At 56.1% G+C, this 20,307-nt stretch carries 23 protein-coding genes and 1 tRNA gene; 11 read left to right on the top strand and 13 right to left on the bottom strand.

The window, feature by feature from the left end; genetic code table 11:
* Positions 1–20 precede the first annotated feature (20 nt).
* The 8 genes from PH7735_RS10635 (at position 21) to PH7735_RS10600 (ending at position 5,698) form a co-directional block, all read left to right on the top strand.
* A complete protein-coding gene (locus tag PH7735_RS10635; RefSeq protein ID WP_058311836.1) occupies positions 21–581 on the top strand; it encodes a YceD family protein in 561 nt (186 codons plus the stop codon).
* 139 nt (positions 582–720) lie between these two features.
* Entirely contained in the window at positions 721–927 is a 207-nt protein-coding gene (gene rpmF, locus PH7735_RS10630) for a 50S ribosomal protein L32 (protein ID WP_058311355.1), read from the top strand.
* Between the two features lie 21 nt (positions 928–948).
* Positions 949–2,052: a phosphate acyltransferase PlsX gene (gene plsX / locus PH7735_RS10625; protein ID WP_058311354.1), complete on the top strand. Its 1,104-nt coding sequence runs from the start codon at positions 949–951 to the stop codon at positions 2,050–2,052.
* The gene (locus PH7735_RS10620) at positions 2,049–3,023 is read left to right on the top strand and encodes a beta-ketoacyl-ACP synthase III (RefSeq protein WP_058311353.1); all 975 of its coding nucleotides are present in this window, start codon (positions 2,049–2,051) and stop codon (positions 3,021–3,023) included. The genes plsX and PH7735_RS10620 overlap by 4 nt, the downstream gene beginning before the upstream one ends.
* Before the next feature lie 125 nt (positions 3,024–3,148).
* The gene (gene ihfA, locus PH7735_RS10615) at positions 3,149–3,451 is read left to right on the top strand and encodes an integration host factor subunit alpha (protein WP_058311835.1); all 303 of its coding nucleotides are present in this window, start codon (positions 3,149–3,151) and stop codon (positions 3,449–3,451) included.
* A gap of 15 nt (positions 3,452–3,466) precedes the next feature.
* Positions 3,467–4,414 (top strand): MerR family transcriptional regulator, encoded by a 948-nt coding sequence (locus PH7735_RS21025; protein ID WP_233488303.1) that lies wholly within the window; start codon positions 3,467–3,469, stop codon positions 4,412–4,414.
* A 60-nt stretch (positions 4,415–4,474) separates the two neighbouring features.
* A tRNA-Pro gene (locus PH7735_RS10605) sits at positions 4,475–4,551 on the top strand.
* A 70-nt stretch (positions 4,552–4,621) separates the two neighbouring features.
* On the top strand, positions 4,622–5,698 hold the full coding sequence (locus PH7735_RS10600; protein ID WP_058311352.1) for a 2'-deoxycytidine 5'-triphosphate deaminase: 1,077 nt from the start codon (positions 4,622–4,624) through the stop codon (positions 5,696–5,698).
* Between the two features lie 4 nt (positions 5,699–5,702).
* Here the strand turns inward: PH7735_RS10600 and PH7735_RS10595 are convergent, their stop codons facing one another.
* The gene (locus PH7735_RS10595; RefSeq protein ID WP_058311351.1) at positions 5,703–6,239 is read right to left on the bottom strand and encodes an Lrp/AsnC family transcriptional regulator; all 537 of its coding nucleotides are present in this window, start codon (positions 6,237–6,239) and stop codon (positions 5,703–5,705) included.
* Between the two features lie 74 nt (positions 6,240–6,313).
* On the opposite strand from PH7735_RS10595, the gene PH7735_RS10590 reads away from it, so the two are divergent.
* Entirely contained in the window at positions 6,314–7,459 is a 1,146-nt protein-coding gene (locus tag PH7735_RS10590; RefSeq protein ID WP_058311350.1) for an MFS transporter, read from the top strand.
* On the opposite strand, the gene PH7735_RS10585 is transcribed toward PH7735_RS10590, so the two are convergent.
* From PH7735_RS10585 to PH7735_RS10555, 7 genes are all read right to left on the bottom strand, one after another.
* The gene (locus PH7735_RS10585; RefSeq protein ID WP_058311349.1) at positions 7,456–7,683 is read right to left on the bottom strand and encodes a hypothetical protein; all 228 of its coding nucleotides are present in this window, start codon (positions 7,681–7,683) and stop codon (positions 7,456–7,458) included. The two genes, PH7735_RS10590 and PH7735_RS10585, sit on opposite strands and share 4 nt — an antisense overlap.
* 116 nt (positions 7,684–7,799) lie before the next feature.
* Positions 7,800–8,462, bottom strand: coding sequence for an SMC-Scp complex subunit ScpB (gene scpB / locus PH7735_RS10580; RefSeq protein WP_058311348.1), 663 nt, complete (start codon positions 8,460–8,462; stop codon positions 7,800–7,802).
* Positions 8,455–9,252: a segregation and condensation protein A gene (locus tag PH7735_RS10575; RefSeq protein ID WP_058311347.1), complete on the bottom strand. Its 798-nt coding sequence runs from the start codon at positions 9,250–9,252 to the stop codon at positions 8,455–8,457. Before PH7735_RS10575 ends, scpB begins: the two co-directional genes overlap by 8 nt.
* A gap of 4 nt (positions 9,253–9,256) precedes the next feature.
* The gene (gene nagZ / locus PH7735_RS10570; protein ID WP_058311346.1) at positions 9,257–10,249 is read right to left on the bottom strand and encodes a beta-N-acetylhexosaminidase; all 993 of its coding nucleotides are present in this window, start codon (positions 10,247–10,249) and stop codon (positions 9,257–9,259) included.
* Positions 10,246–11,277 carry an SPOR domain-containing protein gene (locus PH7735_RS10565; protein WP_233488302.1) on the bottom strand — a complete coding sequence of 344 codons (1,032 nt, stop codon included), beginning with the start codon at positions 11,275–11,277 and terminating at the stop codon, positions 10,246–10,248. The genes nagZ and PH7735_RS10565 overlap by 4 nt, the downstream gene beginning before the upstream one ends.
* Before the next feature lie 44 nt (positions 11,278–11,321).
* Positions 11,322–13,067, bottom strand: a complete 1,746-nt coding sequence (gene argS, locus PH7735_RS10560) for an arginine--tRNA ligase (RefSeq protein ID WP_058311345.1) — start codon at positions 13,065–13,067, stop codon at positions 11,322–11,324.
* 59 nt (positions 13,068–13,126) lie between these two features.
* Entirely contained in the window at positions 13,127–14,284 is a 1,158-nt protein-coding gene (locus PH7735_RS10555) for a deoxyguanosinetriphosphate triphosphohydrolase (RefSeq protein ID WP_058311344.1), read from the bottom strand.
* A 102-nt stretch (positions 14,285–14,386) separates the two neighbouring features.
* Here PH7735_RS10555 and PH7735_RS10550 point away from each other — a divergent pair, with 102 nt between their 5' ends.
* On the top strand, positions 14,387–14,710 hold the full coding sequence (locus PH7735_RS10550; protein ID WP_058311343.1) for a HesB/IscA family protein: 324 nt from the start codon (positions 14,387–14,389) through the stop codon (positions 14,708–14,710).
* Positions 14,711–14,721: 11 nt separating this feature from the next.
* On the opposite strand, the gene PH7735_RS10545 is transcribed toward PH7735_RS10550, so the two are convergent.
* The 3 genes from PH7735_RS10545 to PH7735_RS10535 form a co-directional block, all read right to left on the bottom strand.
* Positions 14,722–15,654 (bottom strand): DMT family transporter, encoded by a 933-nt coding sequence (locus PH7735_RS10545; protein ID WP_058311342.1) that lies wholly within the window; start codon positions 15,652–15,654, stop codon positions 14,722–14,724.
* A 10-nt stretch (positions 15,655–15,664) separates the two neighbouring features.
* On the bottom strand, positions 15,665–16,738 hold the full coding sequence (locus PH7735_RS10540; protein WP_058311341.1) for a DUF6902 family protein: 1,074 nt from the start codon (positions 16,736–16,738) through the stop codon (positions 15,665–15,667).
* Positions 16,739–16,799: 61 nt separating this feature from the next.
* A complete protein-coding gene (locus PH7735_RS10535) occupies positions 16,800–17,276 on the bottom strand; it encodes a DUF6749 family protein (protein ID WP_158503215.1) in 477 nt (158 codons plus the stop codon).
* Between the two features lie 485 nt (positions 17,277–17,761).
* Here PH7735_RS10535 and xth point away from each other — a divergent pair, with 485 nt between their 5' ends.
* Complete coding sequence (xth, locus tag PH7735_RS10530) at positions 17,762–18,565, top strand: exodeoxyribonuclease III (RefSeq protein WP_058311339.1); 804 nt, start codon at positions 17,762–17,764, stop codon at positions 18,563–18,565.
* 18 nt (positions 18,566–18,583) lie between these two features.
* On the opposite strand, the gene PH7735_RS10525 is transcribed toward xth, so the two are convergent.
* Both PH7735_RS10525 and dksA read right to left on the bottom strand, forming a co-directional pair.
* Positions 18,584–19,756 carry an FAD-dependent monooxygenase gene (locus tag PH7735_RS10525; protein ID WP_058311338.1) on the bottom strand — a complete coding sequence of 391 codons (1,173 nt, stop codon included), beginning with the start codon at positions 19,754–19,756 and terminating at the stop codon, positions 18,584–18,586.
* A gap of 70 nt (positions 19,757–19,826) precedes the next feature.
* Positions 19,827–20,300, bottom strand: coding sequence for an RNA polymerase-binding protein DksA (gene dksA / locus PH7735_RS10520; RefSeq protein ID WP_145865316.1), 474 nt, complete (start codon positions 20,298–20,300; stop codon positions 19,827–19,829).
* Between the last annotated feature and the right edge of the window lie 7 nt (positions 20,301–20,307).

The following is a 20,307-nucleotide window of genomic DNA, read 5'->3' as shown; positions in this document are numbered from 1 at the left end:
GAATGGAAGCGCTCGAACTCATGGCAGACTCCGCCGAAAACACACTGAAATTCCGCGTTGCGGACCTCTCACAGAATCATTCCACGCCTTTTGAACTGCGTGTTTCAAAAGATGTCGCCGATAAACTGGCACAGGAATTGGGGATATCGGCGCTTCGCAAACTGAGTTTTGTTGGAGAAATCTATGGATTTGGGAAATCGGATTGGGAACTGAAAGCACATCTTGGTGCGACAGTTGTGCAGCCCTGTGTTGCGACTCTTGAACCTGTCACGACCCGGATCGAAGCGGATATAGAGCGCAGGTTCCTTGCAGAACCGCCTTATCCGGACGAGGACGAAGAAGAAATTGAAATGCCCGAAGACGAAAACGCAGACGTTTTGGGCAATGAAATCAATGTCTCAACCGTCATGGAAGAGTCACTTGCGCTGAATCTTCCCCTTTATCCCCGTGCTGCAGATGCAGAGATCGCGGAAAAGGTCTTTACCGAACCCGGAAAAAAAGCGATGACGAACGAAGACGCGCGCCCCTTTGCCGGATTGGCAGGGCTGCGTGACAAACTGGCTGGTGAGAACGAAAAATAGCTCTTGCGATTTGTGAATTTCGCAGTATTTTCGCGCGCTCATTGGAATTTAGAGTTGGACTCGGCACCGCAATACGCGTAATGCCTCTGGACACTCAGGAAATCGGGCTCGATGCCCCTATAAAATCGAAGGTTGCGACATGGCTGTCCAGCAGAACAAAGTTTCGAAATCGCGCCGCAACAACCGTCGTGCCCACGACGCCCTGGTTGCAGCGAACCCGAATGAATGCCCGAACTGTGGCGAACTCAAGCGCCCCCACCACGTGTGCGCGTCTTGCGGACATTACGACGACCGTGAAGTCGTTGCGATGGTCGAAGATGTCGATCTGGATGAAGACGCGGCATAAGCATTCTGAGGCTGCGCCGGCATGACCGCTTTGAGCGAAACCGCTAAGTCGAGTGCCGGGCGCACCACAATTTCAGTTGACGCCATGGGTGGCGATCACGGGCCGGCAGCTGTTGTTGCCGGCATTTCCAGTTCTGCCAAGAAGAATCCGGACATCCGGTTTATTCTGCATGGCCCCAAAGACACCCTGGAAAAGCTGGTCGCCAAGAAAAAGCCTCTCGCAGGTCGAGTCGAAATTCGCGATGCCCAAGGTGTCGTGTCTATGGATGACAAACCCAGTCAGGTGATGCGGCGCAAAGACACGTCGATGCGGTCGGCGGTCGAATCTGTGCGCGATGGCGAAGCAGACGTTTGCGTCTCTTGCGGCAACACCGGCGCTCTGATGGGGCTGTCGGTTGTACGGCTGCGTAAATTGCCCGGCGTGAACCGTCCGGCAATTGCGGTTCTCTGGCCCTCTCGCAGCGCGCAAGGCTTCAACATCATGCTTGATGTTGGTGCCGATATTCGCGCGGACGAGCAGGACCTGTTGCAATATGCGCTGATGGGCGCGTCCTATGCCCGCAACGGCATGGAGATGGATCATCCGCGCGTGGGCCTTCTGAATGTTGGCACCGAAGAACACAAAGGCCGCGCCGAGTTGAAGCTCGCGCATGAACTCATCTCGAAAAATGCCGAGGCCGCGAACTTCGAATTTGTCGGTTTTGTCGAAGGCGGAGATATTCCGGGAGATGTTGCCGACGTCATCGTCACCGACGGATTTACCGGAAACGTGGCCCTTAAAACCGGTGAAGGCACGGCCAGCCTGATCGGAAGCCTTCTTCGAGAAGCCTTCAAGTTTTCGCCCCTGTCCCGTTTGGCGGCTCTGCTTGCCTATACGTCGCTGAACCGGCTGAACAAACGAATCGACCCACGTCGTGTAAACGGCGGCGTTTTCCTTGGATTGAACGGCACAGTGGTAAAATCTCACGGTAGTGCCGATGCAACAGGTATATCTGCCGCTGTAAAGCTGGCGTTCAAATTGTCTCAGTCTGGCTTCTCTGAAAAACTTGCTGCACGGGTTGCATCCGCCGTGAGCCTGCCCCAAGATGTCCCGACGTCACCGGACAATAACGGAACAACATCATGACACTACGCGCCGTTGTAAAAGGCGTTGGGCATTACCTCCCCGAGCGAATTGTTCCAAACTCTGAATTTGAAAAGCTGCTGGATACGTCGGACGAGTGGATTCGGACACGTTCAGGCATCGAACGCCGCCATTTTGCCGCCGAAGGCCAGACAACCTCTGATCTTGGGTACGAAGCAGCGCGCAATGCATTGGAAAACGCAGGCATGCAGCCGGATGACATCGACGGAATCGTCGTTGCCACCTCGACGCCTGACCTGACCTTTCCATCCGTCGCGACCATGTTGCAGCACAAACTGGGCATGACCCGCGGTTTCGGCTTTGATGTTCAGGCCGTTTGTGCGGGATTTGTCTATGCTCTGACCAATGCAAACGCTCTGATCCTCTCTGGCCAATGTAAAACCGTGCTGGTGATCGGTGCAGAAACGTTCAGCCGCATCATGGACTGGGAAGACCGCGGAACCTGCGTCTTGTTTGGTGATGGTGCGGGCGCCCTCGTGCTTCAGGCCGAAGTCGGCAACGGCAATACCGATGATCGGGGCATTCTGTCTGCGGATCTGAATTCGGACGGCAAATATCGCGACATGCTTTTTGTAGATGGCGGCGTTTCGTCGACAGGCACATCAGGCAAACTTCGCATGCAGGGCAATGCCTTGTTCCGACAAGCGGTCGAAAAACTCACCTCGACGGCGCACGCATCGCTCAGCAAGATCGGTCTCACAGATGATTCTGTAGACTGGATCGTTCCGCATCAGGCCAATATTCGCATCATTCAGGGCACCGCCAAAAAACTGGGTGTGCCTATGGATCGGGTCATCGTCACGGTACAGGATCACGGCAACACATCCGCCGCATCTATCCCCCTGGCGCTTTCTGTTGGTGTTGAAAGAGGCCAAATCAAACAGGGTGATCTTCTGGTCACCGAAGCAATTGGCGGCGGTTTGGCATGGGGATCGGTGGTTCTTCGCTGGTAATGCCTCCGGAATCGTTAACAGAGCGTTAACAAACCCATCTAAACTGCTCTTTCCAAGTCGTTGATATTGACTCGGAAAATTCCTTCCCCCTAAAGTTGGCGGGTACAACGCGGGGGATTAACGAAATGAGCGAGAAAACTTTGACACGCATGGATTTGAGTGAAGCTGTCTTCAGAGAAGTCGGCCTGTCACGCAATGACTCAGCGCAGCTCGTAGAAAGTGTATTGGCCCATATGTCCGATTCACTTGTAGAAGGCGAGCAGGTCAAGATCTCGTCATTTGGCACATTTAGCGTTCGCGACAAAGCAGCACGCGTGGGCCGCAATCCAAAAACAGGGGAAGAGGTGCCGATCAATCCACGGCGCGTTTTGACCTTCCGCCCGTCTCACTTGATGAAAGAGCGGGTTGCATCTGGAAACAAGAAATAAGGCAGGGCCATCGCGATGGGCAAATCCCCAAACGCCTTTCGCACGATTAGCGAAGTAGCGGACTGGTTGGACACACAAGCACATGTTCTCCGGTTTTGGGAAAGCAAGTTTTCACAGGTGAAGCCTGTGAAACGCGCCGGTGGACGCCGGTATTACCGCCCGGCTGACATGATGTTGTTGGGCGGCATCAAAAAGCTTCTGCATGATGACGGCATGACCATCAAAGGGGCCCAAAAGCTGCTGCGTGAAAAAGGGATCAAATATGTTTCCGAACTTTCGCAGCCTTTGGATGACGACGATGAAGTGGTAGCCTCCACGGCCGCGCCTGAGATGGTTGAAGAACAGCCGCCTGTCGAGGCCGGAACAATCCTGACGTTCCAGCAGCCTGAAACAACGGCCCCTGCCCCGTCACAGACCGAGCCAGACACCCTTGACGATGCGGTTGGGGATTTGTTTGCGGTGGCTGAGACGACGACGCCATCCGCAGAGGATGAAACGCCAGAAGACCCTCTTCCTCTCGATACTGTCGCGGCTTTGGTTTCGCTGACCGTCGAAGAGGCGGCTGATGAGGCGCCCGCTGATATTGGCGCTAGCCCTGTCGAAGAAGACGATCTGGAACAGCAAATCTCCGAAGTCGTTACAACTGTCGAGACCGAGACCGAGACCGAGACCGAGACCGAGACCGAGACCGAGACCGAGACCGAGACAACAATTCCGGAAGCGGCTGAGGCACAAGAGGAAATCGCTGAGGACGCTCAAAAAGAGGACGTCACAGAAAGCGAATCCTCGCCAGAGCCTGTAGAAATGGCAGATATTGTGGCGGGTCACGAACCGCGTGACAGCTTTTTGCCAGAACTGGCACGAACTCACAGCATTTCGAAAGAACATCACGAGGCAGTGACCGACCTTTTGCAGCGTATGCAGAACTGGAAACAGCGCATCGCTGAAAAGGAAACAGCGTGATCAAAGTTTGCGTTTTTTGACTTGCCCCCACCCTCAAATACGTTATGAACGCCCCATCGTCGGGCTATGGCGCAGCCTGGTAGCGCGTCCGTCTGGGGGACGGAAGGTCGCAGGTTCGAGTCCTGCTAGCCCGACCACTAAAAATCGCCCGTGTGCCGCAAGGCCCGGGCGTTTTTTACATCCAGAATTGCATTTTGGGAGAATTTCATGACCGGCGTTTTACCCAGCCAGACCATCGAAACCATGCTGTGCAACGGAGAGATCATCGCCGATCCCGCTCCTGTCGAAGGACAGGTCCAACCGGCTAGTCTTGATCTGCGTTTGGGAACCGTGGCGTACCGTGTGCGTGCCTCTTTTCTTGCCGGACATGACCGCACGGTCATGTCGCGTCTCGACGAGTTTGAAATGCACCGTATCGACCTGAACGACGGCGCGGTTCTGGAAAAGGGCTGCGTTTATGTCGTGCCTTTGATGGAATCGCTGAACCTGCCGGAAAACGTTCAAGCGGTCGCAAATGCCAAAAGCTCGACCGGCCGTCTTGATCTTTTGACCCGCACCATCACAGATGGCGGAACCGAGTTTGATCGTATTCCTCCGGGATATACCGGACCGCTGTTTGCAGAAATTTGCCCGCGATCTTTTTCGGTGCTTGTGCGTCCCGGAATGCGGCTGAACCAAATTCGGTTCAGAAAAGGCCAAAGTATCCTGACGGATGCGGACTTGAGCGTGCTTCACGAGCGCAGCCCACTTGTCGATGGTACAGCAGTCATCGACGACGGTTTGGGATTTTCGGTCGATTTGAAACCCGCCTCTGGTGATCTGGTCGGCTATCGTGCGAAGCCCCATACCGGCGTGATCGATCTTGATAATATCGGACATTATGATCCGTCTGAGTATTGGGAAGATGTGCGCAGCTCGGACGGGAAAATCATTCTCGACCCCGGCGCTTTCTATATTCTGGTCAGCCGCGAAGCAGTGCACATTCCGCCCGCCTATGCAGCTGAAATGGCGCCGTATCTGGCAATGGTGGGCGAATTCCGTGTGCACTATGCGGGGTTCTTTGACCCCGGATTTGGCCACGACGCCGCCGGTGGCGCAGGATCACGAGGTGTTCTGGAAGTGCGCTGTCACGAGGCGCCCTTTGTTCTGGAACACGGACAGGTCGTCGGGCGTCTGGTTTATGAACGTATGTCGGATGTCCCCGAACAGCTTTACGGGTCCGGCATTGCCTCAAACTATCAGGGTCAGGGCCTGAAACTGTCCAAACATTTTAAAGCGGTATAAGCCGCTATTTCAGGTTGTCACCCTGTGACAGCTCGGGCGTGATACCGGCCTGAACGCCACGCTCGAGATGCGTTGACAGAACAACATAGGTCCGCGTGCTGCGCACGCCGGGCATATCATAGATACGCCACAAAAAGCCCTCCATCGCCTCGGGACAGTCCATGCGCACCTTGAGGATCAGACCGGTATCACCGGTCACCGCGTGCACTTCCTCGACCTCGGGAAGGCGTGCCATTTCCATGACACCCTCTGTTTTGCCCCAGCCCGCTGCCTCGACATGCACAAACGCCAGAAAATCTTTCCCGAGCGATGGCCCATGCAGGTCCGCGCTGGTGCGTTTGATCACGCCGGTCGCCCGTAACCGTTTGACGCGTTCATGCACGGCAGGGGCCGACAAACCCACTTCGCGCCCGAGATCAGCGTATGAGCGTGTCGAGTCTTCGGCAAGCGCGCTTAATATCTTTCGATCCAAAGCATCCAGCGGCTTGGCTCTTGGCCTGTTTGGCTGAAGATTATCTGTTTCTTCATTGCGCTTGGTCATCAAATATTCCCCGAACGTGATCCTGCCTCTATCTGGTTAGCTGAACACCATTCACCACATCAAGGGTAGCACCGATGATTCTTTTGCTGATGATCTCCGTTGGATTGATTGGAGCCAATTCACTGGTTCTCTCGCCCATCGCGGCGGAAGTGGCCTCGGGCGTGGGCGCGGAACGGACATCTGACGTGATGACGGCGGCCGCCATCTACGGGATCAGCGTCGCCCTGTCCGCGCTTTTCTTCGCGCCCAGAGCGGACAAGGTCGGGCCACACAAGGCATTGGAAACGGGTCTGGTGCTTATCCTGATCGGCTTGGGGTTTAGCATCGCAGCCACCAATCTGACCGTGCTGAGCATCGGACAGGGCGTCGTCGGTGCCGGCGCAGGTATGGCGCTGCCGGCCATTTATTCACTCGCAGCGATCATTTCGCCAAAGGGGCAGGAATCCCGAACTATGGGCATGGTCCTGACCGGCTGGACCCTTTCGATGGTTGGTGGTGTCACGCTCTCGGCCTATGTCGCGGACCTGATCCATTGGCGCGCTGTGTTCGGGCTGCTTGGGTTTGGGTCTCTTGTGATCTTGATTGTATTGCTTAAAGCCAGCTTTCCACCGCACGTACCGGCAACCAAGGTCACGTCCCCAATCAGCGCGGTTCAGGTGCCTGGCATCTTGCCTGCATTGTTTTCCGTCTTGATGTTGGGAACGGGGTTCTATGGCGTCTACAACTATCTTGGCGCCCACCTGACAGACGCCCTGCACCGCAACGTCGGCGAGGCGGGCTGGTTGACCCTATCCTATGGTCTGGGGTTCGGTGCCGCGATGTTGTTTGATCCGTGGCTCGACAAGGTTGGGCCGCGCCGTGGGCTCCTGGCCGTGTTCAGCGGTCTTGCGATCTATTATGTCGGTATGTCGGCCTGGACCCACAGCTATGCCATGATCGTCGCGTTGATGTTTGGATGGGGTGTTCTGCAACATCTGGGTCTGAACCTGACCGTCAGCCGCCTGAGCCGTCTGGACCCGAGCCAGCGTGGCGCGGTGATGGGGCTTAATTCAACCACGATGTATGCAAGCGTTTTTGCCGCGACGGTTCTTTACCGTCCCGGATACGAGAGCTTTGGGATCAATCTGTGTTTGTGGATATCTGCGGCGCTGACCCTTATGGGCGCGGCCGAGGCATTGTGGGCCCGAACATCACGGACCCAGCCAGAGAAGTCCGTTTAGAAACGGCCCATTCTGCGTGCCATACGCATCGCTTGTTTCGCTTGCTTGGCCGTTTGCTGGCCATTGTTCGGTACAGAACGCTGTGGGCGATCCTGCTGTGGCTCAGCGCGACCAGCACTGTCCGTGCCGGACGACATCGCCTTAACACCAGCGTTAACGCCAAAGTTCACAACCCGACGAACGAGCATACGAGTTACCATATTAATGATCTGGTTCGCGTTCATGACGCCCTCCAAAGATTTTTTCTACTGCCTCAGTATCATATATAGGCACGAAATACGCCTAGAATAAGGCGTGGCTTACATTTCGTTAAGAAACAGCGGAACATCGCCAGATGGCCTTATTCCTCGAACATCTCGGACTGGTCTTCGATGACCTCGTCCATCTCGTCGTCCGGCTCGCTGCCCAGCTTTGGCATAAGGCCCGGAGGGGGACGGTTTTCCAAAAGGCCCGCCGCCCGCAATTCTTTCAAGCCAGGCAAATCACGGGCATTTTCCAGACCAAAGTGATCAAGAAACTCGGACGTGACAACAAAGGTAACGGGGCGCCCCGGCGTCATTTTGCGGCGCCCAAACCGGATCCACTCCATCTCGAGAAGCTGATCCACCGTACCACGGCTGACGCTGACGCCCCTGATTTCTTCGATTTCTGCGCGGGTGACGGGCTGATGATAGGCAATGATCGCCAGAGTTTCGATCGCCGCACGGGACAGCTTGCGCGACTCGACCATTTCCTTTTGCATCAAGAACCCGAGATCCGGCGCGGTTCGCATGGCCCAGGAATCACCGACACGCACGACGCGCACCCCCCGCCCTTCATACCGCTTGCGCAAATGCACCAAGGCTTCGGCAGCATCGCACCCATGTGGCATGCGACTGTTCAACTCTTTCACCGTCACGGGTTCCGCACTGGCAAAAAGAATGGCCTCGCACATGCGCTCTTGTTCCGCGATTGGCGGCGCTTCGAACAGGCTTTCTTCTTGGGGTTCGATATCGTCAGACATGATTTCTATCTTTTTTGCGCACCTGAATCGGTGCGAATACTTCGGATTGACGGATTTCCGCTTTGCCTTCTTTCACAAGCTCCAGCGACGCGGCAAAAGTCGCGGCCGTGGCCGAACGCCGCTTCTTGGGATCATTTTCCCACCCCACCGGCAGATAGCTGTTGATGTCGGTCCACTGCCCCGAGAACCCCAACATTCCGCGCAGCCGCTCAAGCGCTTCTTCCATCGTGTAGACCGAGTCTCGATCCAGAACAAAAGGCCGGAAATCATCCCGCGTGCGAATACGGGCATAGCCCTGCATCAGGTCCAGCAAGGTGGCGGAATAGGTCACTCGGCGAATGCGGGTGACGTCCTCGGGGACGCCACGGGCAAAAAAGTCGCGTCCCAAACGGTCACGCGCCATCAACTTGGCCGCGGCATCTCGCATCGCCTGCAACCGCTCCAGCTGGAACGCCAGGTGCGCTGCCAGTTCTTCCCCCGTTGGCCCCTCTTCCGAAGGGTCGGGCGGCAAAAGGAGTCTGGATTTCAAAAAGGCCAGCCAAGCCGCCATCACAAGGTAATCTGCTGCCAGTTCCAGGCGAAGCTGTTTGGCTTTTTCGACAAAAGCCAGATACTGGCGTGCCAATTGCAGAATGGAAATCGTGCGCAGGTCCACCTTTTGGGTGCGGGACAGGCTTAACAACAGGTCGAGAGGGCCCTCGAACCCGTCAACGTCCACAATCAATGCTTCGGCAACAAGCCGATCCGCCACCGATAACTGGAATTCACTTTGACCTGTCTCTTCGGACATTCCCTTACCCTGCTAGAAGGGCTTCAAGTTCGTCAGAGAGCGTTTGAATGTCAACCTTTACCGCTTGCGGGCGCTGCGCGAGCACCGTTTCGGCCCGCCTCTGGGCGGTTTCCTGCATGTCACCGCTGGCTGCGGCGACTTCCTGCATCTCGGCAAAATTGCCGTTGCAGTGCAAAACAACATCACATCCCGCCGCAATAGAGGCGGCAGACCGATCTGCGAGAGGCCCGGAAAGCGCCTGCATCGAGATGTCATCCGTCATGATCAACCCGTCAAAGCCGATCTCTTCGCGGATCAGGCGCATCATTTTCGGGGATGTGGTCGCGGGCAAATCATCCAATGCTTCATAAACAAGATGCGCCGTCATCCCCATGGGCAGATCATTCAAGGCCTGAAAGGGGGCGAAATCACGGTCCAACTCGGCCCGGTTGACCGGTACGCGTGGCAAATCCTTGTGGCTGTCGGCCTGCGCCCGTCCATGCCCCGGAATGTGTTTCAAAACCGAATATACGCCGCCGTCCGCCATGCCGTTGGCGACAGCCCGCCCCAAGGTCGCAACCGCGTCCTGCGATGTGCCATAACAGCGGTTTTTCAAAAATGGATGTGTTTCGGCGCAAGCCACATCGACCAAAGGCGCGCAATTGGCGTCAACGCCAACGGCCCTGAGTTCCTTTGCGGTGATGCAATAGCGCAAATACATGGCACGTTCGGCCTGTTCACCGGCAGCCATCACAAAATCAAGCGGCGGCGTCCATTCTGTGGCCAGGGGCGGTCTAAGGCGTTGCACGCGCCCACCTTCCTGATCAATCAGGATCGGTGCATCGTGATCGACGCAGCTGCGCAACTCATCGCACAAGGCGCGAATTTGCTCTGCGTTGTCCACATTGCGCCCAAACAGGATGAACCCAAATGGCTTTACATCCCGAAAAAAGGATTTTTCGTCTGCGGTAAGCTTAAGCCCCTCGCATCCAAAGATTGTCGCATTAAACCGGCTCACCGTGTAGTCACCGGAATGCAATCCGCTCTCTCGGCTTTGAGGGCTGAACACAAACGGCGCGCATCGCTCAGGTCGACAAACCCCATGGCACGCAGACGATAAAAATCCCGTCCGCCACTGCGGGCCTTTTGAATGACGCGTGTTTTGTCACCAAGGTAATCCTCGAACCGCGTCAGCATCTTGCCCCACTCAGCGGCTGCAATCTCGGAACTGGCATAGGCACCAAGTTGAACAAGATGCGTGCCGGCCGGGATGCTGCTGGCGTCCGTTACAGACGGAGCCGCCGCAATCGCCTCGGTCGAGGCAACAATCACTGGCGTCGCCGCGAGGTTTGCAGGGCGCAATTGTGGGCGCAAAGACTTTTTGAGACCACCAATGACCTTGGGTTTGGTTTCTTCAACGGCTTCGGGTTCGGCAAGAGGAGCAACCTCGTCGCTCGCCGCGACATCATTCAAAGACACCTTGACCGGTTGATCCTCGCCTTCGCCCACAGGCTGGAGCGGCGTGGCATTCCCCGCCAATTGTTCTGCCAGAGCCTCGATCGATGACATTTGGGTCAGATCAAGCGGCGCGGGCGCAACGATATCTTCTGTTTTGGCGATTTCGTCTTCGGACACATCCGGCGAGGCATGCACCGGCACAATCACGGGCGTCACCGCGAGGTCATCTTGTTCAAGAGAAATCGGTGGGGGCGCGAGCACAAGCCGATCAGCAGGCGCTGCCGCCTCGCCATCGGCGGCAATCGCATTCACAGCCAACCCTTGATGGGCGGCCTGACTTCCACCTGGATTTTCGGGGCGTGTGCGCATCGGGCCTTCTACTGCGCGAACAACGGGAACACCGCTGACATCGCGCACCAAAAGTTTATAGCCCCAGACGCAGGTCCCTGCCACCAAGGCCAGTGAAACCACTGCCCCGGTCCAATTGACCAGCACGCCTAGCGAACGGGGGTTTGCAGGAGACTCTCCCTGCTCCGCCATCGGAATATCTGCCATCATCGCCTCGCTACACCGGCGATACGTTGTCACCGGGGTTGTCTTGCCTTTGCCTCAACCCCGCGCGACGTGCAGTTTTATCGCATCTCCTGCGCTGGAGTTACGCCAAGAATACCAAGACCTGCAGAAATAACAACGGCTACGGCACGTGCGAGGGCGATTTTCGCCTGTGACGTTGCCACATCACCTTCCTGAATGAATCTCAAAGACGGATCTTCGTTGCCTTTGTTCCAGAATGCGTGAAGTTCGCTGGCCAATTCATACAGATAGAAGGCAACGCGGTGGGGTTCGTTTGTCCGGCCCGCGATCTCGACCAGACGCGGCCATTCGGCGATCTTTTTCGCAACCGAAATTTCGGCGTCATGTGACAGCTTGGACAAATCCGCAGCCGCCAGTGTGGTATCGTCTGCAACGATGCCCGCTTCTTCGGCCTTGCGCAGAACCGAACACACCCGGGCATGGGCATATTGAACATAGAACACCGGATTGTCTTTGGATTGCTCGAGAACCTTGTCAAAGTCAAAGTCCAAAGGCGCGTCGTTCTTGCGGGTCAGCATGTGAAAACGTGTCACGTCCGCGCCGACCTGATCCACCACGTCACGCAGTGTAATAAATGTCCCTGCCCGCTTGGACATTTTGAACGGCTCGCCGTTTTTCCAAAGCTTCACCAACTGGGTCAGTTTGATATCAAGAGGCACCTTGCCATCGGACAAGGCCGAAACAGCCGCCTTCATCCGTTTGACATAGCCGCCGTGATCCGCGCCAAAGACATCGATCAGCTCATCATAGCCACGAGACACCTTGTCATAGTGGTACGCGATATCTGGCGCAAAATAGGTCCATGCGCCATCAGATTTTTTCACCGGCCGGTCGACGTCGTCTCCGTGATCCGTTGATTTGAACAAGGTCTGCTCGCGGGGTTCCCAATCTTCGGGCTTTTTGCCTTTTGGTGGCTCAAGCACGCCAACATAGATCAGCCCCTTGTCTTCCAGAGACTTCAGCGCGGCTTCAATCTTGCCGGTGCCGTATAGCGATTTTTCCGAGTAGAACAGGTCCATCTCGACGCCCAGCGCCTTGAGGTCCGCACGGATCAGATCCATCATCGCTTCGGTTGCAAAGTTCCGGATTTCAAGCAGCCAGACATCTTCGGGCTGACCCACATAGGCATCCCCAACCTTGTCTTTCAGTTCCTGACCAACAGGGATCAGATAATCCCCGGGATAGGTCCCGTCTTCAAAGGCAACTTCCTGACCATGCGCTTCGAGATACCGCAAGTATACAGACCGCGCGAGAACATCGACCTGCGCACCACCGTCATTGATATAGTATTCGCGCGTTACATCATACCCGACGAAGTCCAGCAGGCTGGCCAGGGCATCCCCGAAAACAGCACCGCGGGTGTGGCCCACGTGCAGCGGGCCGGTTGGGTTCGCCGACACATATTCAACGTTGACCTTCAGGTCCTTGCCCATCTTCGAGCGCCCGAAATCGGCCCTCGTTTCCAAGGCAGACTTGACCAGACCTTGCCACAGTTCGGTTGCAAGGCGCAGGTTCAAAAAGCCGGGTCCAGCCACTTCTGCATTCGTCACACGGGGATCCGCCGCCAGCTTTGAGGCCAAGGTATCCGCGATGTCGCGCGGCTTCATTTTTGCAGGCTTGGCCAGCACCATCGCAGCGTTCGTCGCCATGTCACCATGGGCGGCATCACGAGGCGGCTCGACCGCAACATTGGCAAAGTTCAACCCCTCTGGCAAAACGCCTTCGGATTGCATCTGTTCCAGCGCGGCAATCACCAGCCCGCGTATTTCGGTGAAAAGGTTCATCTGAGCCGTCCTTGATGGTTTGGACGGGGTTTACCATTGCTGGCGGTCAGGTCAACCGATCACACGGCCCTGCCCTTGTAGGTTCCAAACAACCGTTCGTGTTCCTGCAGGGCAAAACGATCCGTCATCCCCGCGATGTAATCCGACACAATCCGGGCCAAAGCGGTTTCATCCTGTGCATTGTCAATTTCGGTACGCCAGTTCGCCGGCAACAGGGACCGGTCATTCATAAACGCAGGAAACAGGTTCTTGACCACCTGTGTGACTTCGGCGCGTTTCACCATGACCACCGGCGCTCGGTACATGCGTTTGAACAGAAACTCGCGGATCTGGCGAAGATCGGACCAGAGTTCGGGTGTAAACTGGATCACCGGGGCGCCATTGGCACGGATTTCTTCGACGCTGCTTGCGCCACTTGCCTCGATCAAGGCGCGCGATGTTTCGATCACATCGCCGACCATGACGCCAAAAACGCGCCGCAACGCCTCGTGGCGCCGCCGCACCTTGTCGAGATTGGGATAAGTCCTATCAACCTGCGCAAAGGCCCCAGACACAATCGGCAGGTCAGAGATTTCCTCTTCGCTAAACAGGCCTGCGCGTAGCCCGTCCAACAAATCATGATTGTTATAGGCAATATCATCCGCCAATGCCGCGACCTGCGCTTCGGCGCTGGCATAGGTGTGCAACTCGAGATCATGCACAGCGTTGTATTCGGACAGGGCAAAGGGCAAGTCCCCCGTGACCGGTCCATTATGCTTTGCGATCCCTTCAAGACATTCCCACGTGAGGTTCAAACCATCGAACTCGGCATAGTGCCGTTCCAACGATGTAACGATCTTGACCGCCTGCGCATTGTGATCGAACCCGCCATAGGGCTGCATCAACTCGTTCAGGGCATCTTCGCCCGTGTGGCCAAAGGGCGTATGGCCGAGATCATGGGCCAATGCGACGGCCTCGGTCAGTGAATAATCAAGGCCCAGCGCACCGGAAATTGTGCGGGCCACCTGCGCCACTTCGATCGAGTGCGTCAGGCGTGTGCGAAAATAATCGCCCTCATGTTCTACAAAAACCTGAGTTTTATGTTTTAGCCGGCGAAAAGCGCTGGCATGGATAATACGGTCCCGATCCCGTTGAAAACAAGTTCGAAACGAGCTTTCCTCTTCTGGCACACGCCGTCCCCGGGCGGTGGCAGGATCGGATGCATATGGCGCTCGCATAATGCTGGTCCTTGTGGCCTGTCCTTATGGTTTCTATATTGCACATATGAACCGGAAAAGAACCGGCGAAATAAGCGTGAACCCCTTGTCAGGAGTGACAAAATGCAGCTGCCACCGAAAGTTACCGAACGGGCCTACGAACGGTTAGCCGAAATCGGAGCCGCCTCGCAGGGCCAGGCCCTGCGGATCGCTGTCGAAGGCGGCGGATGTTCGGGGTTTCAATACGAGATAAAACTCGATGCTCCAAACGACGATGACGTCGTATTGGAAGGTGGCGGTGAAAAGGTTGTGGTCGACGCGATCTCGCTGCCGTTTTTGGCCAATGCCGTGATCGACTTTACCGAAGAACTGATCGGGGCACGCTTCGTGATCGAAAATCCCAACGCCACAAGCTCTTGCGGGTGTGGAACAAGCTTTTCGATGTAAGCGGATATCGCTTAGATTTCCTTTGTTTTTCTGTGCCGTAGATCCAGACGGCTTTGTGCGCGCGCCAACCAGTTCGTGCGCACCCTTTCTGGTGCCATCTGGTCATAGACCAGAAAGATGCCTGAGCTGATCACGATGGCCACGCCGAGATAGATGTTTCCTTCCGGCATCTCTCCGAAAAACACCGCACCCAAAACAACCATCCACACAAATTGCAGGTTCATCAAAGGTGTCACCGCATAGGCGGCCAGCAAGCGCAAGGACACCACCAGCAACCATCGCGCCACGAACAAAACTCCCCCATAGGCGGCGACCCAAAGCAAGTCTGTGAGTGGCATTGCCTGATAAACAAAAGGCAGGGCCGCCGCCATAACAACGCCAAGAGACAGGTTAGGATAAAAAACCTGTGCCAGAGCGTTGGTTTCATAGCGCCCGATATAGCGCGCGATGATCATGGAAAGAGTTCCGCAAAAGCAGGCAACAAGAGCAATGATGTGACCAGGTGTGACCGAAGCGATGCCTTGCGGAAACAGACACAGCACCCCGACAAACCCTGCCCCAAGCGCCGCCCACGCCATGGGGCGGACGTGCTCTTGTAAAACGAGGCCAGAAAACAAACCGGCAAACAAAGGAACCATACCGATGAAAACAAAGACTTCGGCAAATGGCAGCAAGCGGAATGCATAGAAAAAGGCAACAGAGCCGATCACCGTCAGACAGACCCGCAGTGCCATCGCGCGGGGGCAAGTTGTGCGCAGACTTTGTTTTTGTGACCGAAGGCGGGCCGTCCCCAAGGAAAGAACCGCGACAATCAAACCGGAAACGGCAAACATCTGTGGCGCAGCATAGCCTTTGGCGATGAATTTGGTAATCGCATCCGCCGACGAAATCATCAACGTATACAAAACCACGAGACCGGTTCCAGCGAGCGCCGCGTTCTTCATGCCCTTGCCCTCACATCGCCAGTTCGGCTGCACCGGTGCGTGCAAACCCTTGGAAAAAGGCGCTGAATTTGTCCGACGATGTTTCCGCCCATGACAGAACCGCTTGGGCGTCCTCGGAAAGACTGTCCAGCACAACGGGGCGCATCGCCTCCCAGTCATCACTGCGATCATCCATCCGGAACATGCATTCCGACAGTTCACGCAACGGGCCGGTCCCGCCATCCGGACGGAAAAAGGCCATGCGCTCTCCGGCAACGGGTTTGGAAAACGCCACCTGTCCGCTGTCTGCCATCAGCCAGTTGCAGACCAAAAATTCATGATAGTCATCCTGAGGGGTGGTTTGACCGCCGGTTTCCACTTCAAACAGATGTGTATGGCGTTCAAGCCACCGCGCCCAAACATTGGGCACTTCAAACCCGCCATACTGCATGGCGATGCAAACCTCTGCCAACAGGTCAGCGTTCTGTTCAAGAAAGGCCAGCAGTCCGGTGAATTCGAGAGAGGTGCGCGTCTCGGCATCCAGCATGGGATCTTTTCGTCCATATTCGGACAGATAGAACACGGCATGCGTCAACTCGTAAGCTGCCTTTTTGTTGGGCATCGCAAAGGTTGCCGATCGTGCGATAAACGCCCGCATCCGGTCTTCGAGCCCCAGATCATCCGACAGGGGGTCCACGCCTCTGCGCGCCATAAGGCGGCGGGCTTCCATACGTTGAAGATCGGACAGCTCGGCGTGGGCAAACCCTTGTTGTGACACCCAATTTACCAACCCGTACCCTTTGTCACCTGTCATTCCGAGATCTTCAAGGTCCAGACAGATAGACAGCAAGAACCGGTAATACTGAGGGAAAAACTGCAACCGCTTTTCGACCTTGTCATAAAAGCCCTGATAACAAGCGAGTCCCTGGTCTGACACGGTGCTGCCTGTGCACTCCAGAATGTTCAGAAGTTCGGCATTTTCCTTGAGCCAGAAAACATCGTCTCCAAAACGGCGATGTTTGGCAAAGCTTTGCATCAAGGCAGCATTGCGGTCTGCCTGCGGCAGCTGGCGGGGCGGGACGTCAAGGCGTACAACGTTGGTCATGTCGGTCTCCCTAAAATGAGGGGGCGCCGTCCAGCGCCCCTCTCTTGTCAATGGTTTGGTATTAAAGGCCCGAGGTGAACAATTCGGCACCCTCGCCAGCCTGGGCTTTTGCACCCGACTGCTGTGCCAGACCGCTGGTGAACATGTGCACCAGACCCGAAGTGAACATTTCCGCGGCGTCCCCGACCTCGGCAGATGTTCCGGAAGCAGACAGGCCCGACGTAAACATTTCGACACCTTCGCCTGAAACAGCATTAGCATTTGCCTGTGGGGCAAGACCCGAGGTGAACATTTGAACAAGGCCACTGGTGAACATCTCGGTCGCATCCCCGTTTTCGAGGGAGGTTCCGCTGGCAGACAGACCTGAAGTAAACATTTCCAAGCCTTCACCCGAGGCAGCTTGCGCCGAACCGGTTGGGGCAAGGCCACTGGTAAACATGTGCACAAGGCCGGATGTGAACATCTCGGCACCGCCACCACTCAACGCGTCCGACGCCATGTCCGGTGACAGACCTGACGTAAACATTTCAGTATTCATGCCGTCATGCAGACTGCTTGTTGAGCGTTGCATCGTACGGTTCGCAAACGTTTCGTTAACCATTTGGGCAGATTTTTGAGCGAGCATTTGGGAAACCCTCCAGTGAAGTTTCGTTAGAAGTTTTGAGCACCATCAGGCTTGCACGTTAAACGGGTTTTGCAAAACAGTTTTTCCCCTTAGCGCTGTTCCGCACACTCAAAATCTCAGCGCAAAAGCCGCCTAACAAATTGATTTTAAATAATTTAATATAGGAAAAAATTTCGCCATTTTTCCGCCACATTTAGGCCACATTTAAGCCACATTTCGATCATGCACGCTAAAATTGTGCACAAGTAAGAGCGTGCAAGGCGCCAAAAACCGGGAATCAGAGCCCCCGATTCCTTTCGACTGGATGCGATTCTTCCTATCGCGCCGGTGCCGATTGACCTCTTGCATGGGTCCGCGCGGTGCGGGATACAGGTCACGAGCCAACAGGAGAGCCGCCAATGAAAGTCGCGACATTCAACATCAATGGCATCAAAGCGCGGATTCAGGCCCTGCCACAATGGCTGGACGAGGCCGAAGCTGATGTCGTTTTGCTGCAGGAAATCAAATCCGTAGACGACTCTTTCCCGCGCGAAATCTTTGAAGAGCGCGGCTATCAGGTCGAAACCCATGGCCAGAAAAGCTTTAACGGAGTGGCAATCCTGTCAAAGCTACCGCTTGAGGACATCACGCGGGGCCTTCCGGGTGACGACAGCGACGAACAGGCGCGCTGGATCGAGGCAACTGTCATGGGGGACATCCCCGTGCGGGTGTGTGGTCTCTATCTTCCGAATGGCAATCCGGTCGAGCTTGAGAACGGCGCCCCTGTGCCGGGCGGAAAATACGCCTATAAACTGGGCTGGATGGAACGCTTGCACAAGCGCGCACAAGAGTTGCTGGCGCTGGAAGAACCCTTCCTGATGGCGGGTGACTATAACATTATTCCCCAAGACGAAGATGCGCGCCGCCCCGAAGCATGGCAAGAAGATGCCCTCGCCCGTCCGGAAAGCCGTGCCGCGTTTCGCCGCCTGCTAAACCTCGGGTTTACCGAAGCGTTCCGTGCGCGGACATTTGGTGGTGGGCACTATAGCTTCTGGGACTATCAGGCGGGCGCATGGAATCGGGATGACGGTATTCGCATCGACCATTTCCTGCTGAGCCCGCAATGCGCGGATCTGTTGACAGACTGTCAGATTGATAAAGAGGTCCGTGGTCGCGAAAAGCCATCGGATCACGTGCCGGTCTGGGTCGATCTCGCAGCTTAAGGCCGCGGAAAAGCCAGTCTATTCTGCCGTCACATCGTGGCGGTAGATCCAGTCAAATTGCTGAAGCAGCTTTTTCGGGGCCAGTGATGAGACCAAACGCAGCCCCAGATGCGCCCCAAACCGCATCGGCGGAAGCGACAGGTGATATTTCCATGCGTTGCCATTGGCTGTCTGAATGACTTTGGACACCCTTTCGTGGCGGCGCGCCTGATAGGCGGCTAGCCCCTCAGGAATATCGGATGTCTTATCCAGAGCGTCCGCCAAAACCCATGCATCTTCCATGGCCATGACCGCGCCTTGCGCCATAAAAGGCAAGGTCGGGTGGGCTGCGTCGCCCAACAGCGCCGTATGCCCCTTGTGCCAAACCCGCGCAACGGGATGACGAAACAGGCCCCAAACCCCCACTTGATCGACGGCTTTGAGCAGTTTGTCCGCCTCGCCGCCAAACCCTTCAAAGGCCGCGCGCAGGTTTTCGGGATCATCTGTATGGGTCCAACCCTCTTCGGCCCAAGCCATACGTTCCTGCACAGCGACGATATTGACGATTTCGCCACGGCGCAGCGGATAGCTGACCAGATGTCGGCGTGGCCCCATATGAACACGGGCCACGTTGGGATGGTTCATGGTATTCGGCACGGTTGCACGCCAGGCCACCTGCCGCGTGAAAAACGGCGCCGAGACCCCATTAAGTTCGGGGCGAAGCCGCGAATGCAGACCATCTGCACCAATCACGATATCTGCCCGCGTCTCGGCCCCGTTGGCCAGATGCACGACGGGCGACTCGGTGGCTTCAATTCGGTCCACTTTTTGCAGAAGGCGAATCTTGATGCCTGCCGCGCGGACGGCCCCTGCCAGCAAATCAATCAAATCGGCGCGGTGTATAAAGAAATATGGCTGATCTTCGGGCAGCAGCCCCAGATCAAGACGCGAGACCAGCTTGCTCTGGCGGTAATCGCGCAACTCGACAGCCTGTCCCTGTACGGCTTTGGCCCGAAACGCGTCTTCCAGACCCAGCGCCCGCAACACGGCAAACCCGTTCGGACTAACCTGCAATCCGGCACCAACTTCGGTGATGGCTTCGGATTGCTCCAGAACCGTCACCTCGGCACCGCGGGCCCCGAATGCGAGTGCAGCCGTCAGGCCACCAATGCCAGCGCCCGCAATCTTTATTTTTTTCCCAGCCAGACTCATGGCACCCTTTTGAAACGAAAAACGCCGGGGAAAAAGCCCCGGCGTTCAGAAATATTCCGTATTTACGGACTTAGTCGTCGCGATGGACCTTTTCACGGCGCTCGTGACGTTCTTGTGCTTCTAGGCTCATGGTTGCGATTGGACGCGCGTCCAGACGTTTGAGCGAGATTGGCTCTCCCGTTACTTCGCAATACCCGTATTCACCTTCGTCAATCCGGCGCAGCGCCGCATCGATTTTGGCGACCAGCTTGCGCTGGCGATCACGGGTTCGCAGTTCGAGCGCACGATCGGTTTCTTCCGAGGCACGATCGGCAACATCCGGGATGTTACGTGTGCTTTCCTGAAGTCCCTCAATCGTATCGCGGCTGCCTTCAAGGAGTTCTTCTCTCCAATTGTACAGCTTGCGACTAAAGTACTCGATCTGGCGATCATTCATGAATGGTTCATCTTCTGCCGGACGATAGTCGTCTGGCAGGAAAGTCTCGGCTTTCATGGCTGCTCCCTCGTCGTGGCTAACGTCCGTCATCGTTACTTCCTCAGACATCAGACCC

The sequence above is a fragment of the Shimia thalassica genome (assembly GCF_001458215.1).
GTDB lineage: Bacteria > Pseudomonadota > Alphaproteobacteria > Rhodobacterales > Rhodobacteraceae > Shimia > Shimia thalassica.
Note: the sequence above shows the minus strand (reverse complement) of the source record. Positions and strands in the feature narration are given on the sequence as shown.

What these genes read in the sequence shown, in the direction of transcription:
- PH7735_RS10540 (WP_058311341.1), bottom strand. Translation starts at nt 16,738, where the DNA reads ATGACCAACGTTGTACGCCTTGACGTCCCGCCCCGCCAGCTGCCGCAG.
- plsX (WP_058311354.1), top strand. Translation starts at nt 949, where the DNA reads ATGACCGCTTTGAGCGAAACCGCTAAGTCGAGTGCCGGGCGCACCACA.
- ihfA (WP_058311835.1), top strand. Translation starts at nt 3,149, where the DNA reads ATGAGCGAGAAAACTTTGACACGCATGGATTTGAGTGAAGCTGTCTTC.
- rpmF (WP_058311355.1), top strand. Translation starts at nt 721, where the DNA reads ATGGCTGTCCAGCAGAACAAAGTTTCGAAATCGCGCCGCAACAACCGT.
- PH7735_RS10525 (WP_058311338.1), bottom strand. Translation starts at nt 19,756, where the DNA reads ATGAGTCTGGCTGGGAAAAAAATAAAGATTGCGGGCGCTGGCATTGGT.
- PH7735_RS10535 (WP_158503215.1), bottom strand. Translation starts at nt 17,276, where the DNA reads ATGAATACTGAAATGTTTACGTCAGGTCTGTCACCGGACATGGCGTCG.
- PH7735_RS10635 (WP_058311836.1), top strand. Translation starts at nt 21, where the DNA reads ATGGCAGACTCCGCCGAAAACACACTGAAATTCCGCGTTGCGGACCTC.
- PH7735_RS10550 (WP_058311343.1), top strand. Translation starts at nt 14,387, where the DNA reads ATGCAGCTGCCACCGAAAGTTACCGAACGGGCCTACGAACGGTTAGCC.
- dksA (WP_145865316.1), bottom strand. Translation starts at nt 20,300, where the DNA reads ATGTCTGAGGAAGTAACGATGACGGACGTTAGCCACGACGAGGGAGCA.
- PH7735_RS10575 (WP_058311347.1), bottom strand. Translation starts at nt 9,252, where the DNA reads ATGTCCGAAGAGACAGGTCAAAGTGAATTCCAGTTATCGGTGGCGGAT.
- PH7735_RS10590 (WP_058311350.1), top strand. Translation starts at nt 6,314, where the DNA reads ATGATTCTTTTGCTGATGATCTCCGTTGGATTGATTGGAGCCAATTCA.
- xth (WP_058311339.1), top strand. Translation starts at nt 17,762, where the DNA reads ATGAAAGTCGCGACATTCAACATCAATGGCATCAAAGCGCGGATTCAG.
- PH7735_RS10545 (WP_058311342.1), bottom strand. Translation starts at nt 15,654, where the DNA reads ATGAAGAACGCGGCGCTCGCTGGAACCGGTCTCGTGGTTTTGTATACG.
- scpB (WP_058311348.1), bottom strand. Translation starts at nt 8,462, where the DNA reads ATGTCTGACGATATCGAACCCCAAGAAGAAAGCCTGTTCGAAGCGCCG.
- PH7735_RS10555 (WP_058311344.1), bottom strand. Translation starts at nt 14,284, where the DNA reads ATGCGAGCGCCATATGCATCCGATCCTGCCACCGCCCGGGGACGGCGT.
- PH7735_RS10585 (WP_058311349.1), bottom strand. Translation starts at nt 7,683, where the DNA reads ATGAACGCGAACCAGATCATTAATATGGTAACTCGTATGCTCGTTCGT.
- argS (WP_058311345.1), bottom strand. Translation starts at nt 13,067, where the DNA reads ATGAACCTTTTCACCGAAATACGCGGGCTGGTGATTGCCGCGCTGGAA.
- PH7735_RS10620 (WP_058311353.1), top strand. Translation starts at nt 2,049, where the DNA reads ATGACACTACGCGCCGTTGTAAAAGGCGTTGGGCATTACCTCCCCGAG.
- PH7735_RS21025 (WP_233488303.1), top strand. Translation starts at nt 3,467, where the DNA reads ATGGGCAAATCCCCAAACGCCTTTCGCACGATTAGCGAAGTAGCGGAC.
- PH7735_RS10600 (WP_058311352.1), top strand. Translation starts at nt 4,622, where the DNA reads ATGACCGGCGTTTTACCCAGCCAGACCATCGAAACCATGCTGTGCAAC.
- PH7735_RS10595 (WP_058311351.1), bottom strand. Translation starts at nt 6,239, where the DNA reads ATGACCAAGCGCAATGAAGAAACAGATAATCTTCAGCCAAACAGGCCA.